The organism is Methylobacterium soli (genome assembly GCF_008806385.1).
Lineage (GTDB): Bacteria > Pseudomonadota > Alphaproteobacteria > Rhizobiales > Beijerinckiaceae > Methylobacterium > Methylobacterium soli.
In genome coordinates this window covers 2,679-5,931 of the sequence record NZ_VZZK01000091.1, presented here as the reverse complement: position 1 = coordinate 5,931, position 3,253 = coordinate 2,679, and the positions used below count along the sequence as shown (strand labels likewise).

Annotated in this window: 2 protein-coding genes; both read right to left on the bottom strand. The window is 68.9% G+C overall.

What is annotated here, in order from left to right:
- Nucleotides 1–18 precede the first annotated feature (18 nt).
- The gene (locus F6X53_RS31780) at nt 19–1,140 is read right to left on the bottom strand and encodes an HD-GYP domain-containing protein (protein ID WP_151005895.1); all 1,122 of its coding nucleotides are present in this window, start codon (nt 1,138–1,140) and stop codon (nt 19–21) included.
- Between the two features lie 1,125 nt (nt 1,141–2,265).
- Nucleotides 2,266–3,253, bottom strand: a 988-nt coding sequence (locus F6X53_RS33570; protein ID WP_244965645.1) for a TonB-dependent siderophore receptor, incomplete at its 5' end; no start/stop codon positions are given.

The following is a 3,253-nucleotide window of genomic DNA, read 5'->3' as shown; positions in this document are numbered from 1 at the left end:
CGGTGGCCGCAAAGCCGCTCACGCGAAGGCCCGGAGCGGCCCATCCCCGGTCGCGTCCGCAATCGGCCGGAAAGCCCGGAGCAGATCCCGGTCGAGCTTGCCTCCCATGCTCTCGAGGATCGCGAAGGCCTGGGCTCCGGCCATCGGGGCCTTGTAGGGCCGCCGCTCGATCAGGGCTCCGAAGATGTCGCAAATGGTGACGAGGCGCACGAGATCGGGGATCTCGCCGCCCTGCAATCCGTCCGGATAACCGGAGCCGTCCAGCGCCTCGTGGTGCGAGCGCACCACGGCGAGCATCGCCTCCGGGTAGCCCTGATCGCGCAGCATCCGGTGCCCCACGACCGGGTGCTCGCGCATGATGGCCAATTCCTCCGCATCCAGGCGCCCGGGCTTGTTGAGGATCGCGATCGGGGTGCGGGACTTGCCGACGTCGTGCAGGAGGGCCGCCTGCGTGAGTTGCTGGCAATCGGCCTGCCGCAACCCGAGATGCTTGGCGAACCCGGCCGCGAGGCCGGCCACCAGCAGGCAGTGCTGATGCGTGGCGTCGTCGAAGCGCCAGACCACGTCGAGCCAGGCGCGCACGTCGGACCTGCGCATGGCCCGCTCGATCAGGTCCGCGCCGGCCGTGATCAGGCCGGGCTTGATCGCGCCGCCCGAGCGGCCGAGATCGAAGATGCGCGTCAGGGCCGCGTCCGCCTGCGCGATCTCCTCCGCGATCGGGGGCAGGACGGGAGCGTCGCGCAAGCCCGCATCCGGACGCGTCTCAGCCTCCGCAGGCTCGGTGAGGCGCGACAGGGTGCTGATCAGAAGCCGGTCGGCCTGGTCCGCCCGGAGGGTCCGGGTGGCGCCGAGAGCCTCGGCCTGAGCGTGGCCGCGGGGCGTGTCCTCGTGCAACAGGCAGATGAAAGGCGGCCGGCGGCCGGCGAGACGGTCGAGATGCCGCCTGAGGCCGGCGATCGGCGACGAGGTCGCGAAGGAGATGTCGCTGATCACCGCCCGGACCGTGGCGGGATCGGGCCGGAGGCGGTCCTGACCGGGATCGAGCAGGTCGATGACCAGCGCCAAGCCCAGCGGGCTCAAGCCGCGGGCGAGACGCTGGCCACGGGCGGGCGTGTCCGTCAGCAGGAGGAAATTGTGCACCGCAATCCCCGTAGGCGGCCGCCGCCGATATGCTCAGCGACGAACTCAGTCCGGCGATCTTAGTCAGATGAAACTTATCCGTCGGATAACGCGGCACGCGTAAGTGGATTTCTGAGATTGAACGCCATCTGCAGTTCAGAACCGGAGGGCATACCGGAGATTCGCCCCCTGTCCGCGTCGAGGCGATGCGGACAATCCGGTCAGGAGGGGCCCGTCCTGCCTCCCGGAATTCCCTCCCTGTTCCGGGAACACGCGCCGGCGGATCCGGTTCACCCTGACGGGGGATGTGCCCGCCACAGGAGAGCGGCCGGATGTCCGAAGCGGTCGTCTTCTGCGTCTACGTGACCGCCCTTGCGGCCACCACCGGCTCACTGTTCTGGACCCTTCGTCGTCCCGGACACGATTGACGGTTGCCGGTGCGCCTCCCCGACAGGACGGCGCGGAAGGTCCGGCCTGACGGGTCCGCGTTCGTCTCGGCCGGAATCCGGGTCGCCGGCACGAATCCCTGACCTTCGGCGACCGCGCCGGCTCCCCCCGTCTTCAGGCCGGCCCCGATCGGACTTCCGCTGGACGCGCGCGCCACGCCTGGCCCAGGACGGCCATCGCGTCCTCGGCCAGTTCCGGCCGCAGCCAGAATCCGCGTGCTGCGGCGCTCCGGACCCAACCTCCGGGTCGTCTGACGGCACCCGTCTGCGTGATCGCGACCCGGTCCGGCCGGTGGCCGGACGCCCGCCCGGGATCCGGCCTCTCCCGGCGCGCACCGCACGTGCGCGCGAGCACGTCCGCCCGCGCCAAGCCGTAACCCCTGTAAGGCGCGCGCGTATAGGGGGTGTGAACCAGGGAGGCTTCCGTCATTGAGCAAGTTGATTTCGCGTTCGGTCACCGGTTGGGCCGCTACCTGCTGGCTCTGTATCGCCTTCGGTGCGTCCCCGCGGCAGATCGCCGGTCTGCTGCCCGGCCCGGGCCAGCGTGACCCGAGCTTCGGTCTCGACATTCGCCGCCGCCCGCGCGGCGGACGGGCGTGAAGCGCCGGAGCGCGTCTCCCAAGACGGATTGCCAAGAAGGATCTCAAGCGGGACCGCCTGGCGGGCGACCGGTTTCAGCCGGTCGCCCGGGTTCCTGCCCTCACCACTTGTAGCTCAGGCTGGCGATGACGCGGCGGGCCTCGCCGTAGAAGCAGGCATTGGCGGATTGGCAGACGCTGACATAGCGCTTGTCGGCGAGGTTCTGGGCGTTCACCGCGAAGCGCCAGTTGCCGGAATTGTAGTGCACCACGGCGTCGAACAGGACGCGCTCGGGCACAGTCAGCGTGTTGTTCACGTCCGCGAAGGAGCGCCCGACATAGCGCGCGCCGCCGCCGAAGCCGAAGCCCGCCCAGGGGCCCGTCGGGATCGTGTAATCCGCGAACAGGGTCGCCAGGGTCTCGGGCGTGGCCGTCGGCGCCTTGCCGACCACACCGACATCGCCGCGGGTGATCTCGATGTTGAAGCTCGTGAACGAGGCGGTGACGTTCAGGTCCCGCGTGAGATTGGCCACGAACTGCGCCTCGAAGCCGCGCGAGCGCGTCTCGCCGAGCTGGAGCTGGTTGAGGGTGTTGTTCGGGTCAATGGTCAGCGAGTTGGCCAGCGTCAGGTCGAAGGCGGCCAAGGTCAGGAAGGCCTCGGTGCCCGGCGGCTGGTACTTCACGCCGACCTCGTACTGGTCGCCGGTGGTCGGCTTGAAGGGCTGGCTGAAGAAGTTCGTCCCGACCTGCGGGTTGAAGAAGCTCGCGTAGCTGACATAGGGCGCGAGCCCGAAATCGAAGTTGTAGATCAGGCCGTAGCGCTGGCTGCCCGCATTGGCGTTCTGGCGGGTCGTCGTGCTGGCGAGCAGGTTGTTGACCTCGTTCGAGGTGAAATCGCCGCGGCCCGAGAGCACCAGGGTCAGCTCGGGGGTGAGCTTGATCTGATCCTGAGCGTAGATGCCGGTCTGCTGGAAGACGTTGTAATTGACGAGATAGGGCGTCACCGCGACCGTCGGCGAGCCGTAGTTCGGCGCCAGCAGATTGAAGTTCGCGACCGTGGGCCCGACGAAGCCGCCCGTCGCCTGATTGTCGTTCAGCTGGAAGTTCTTG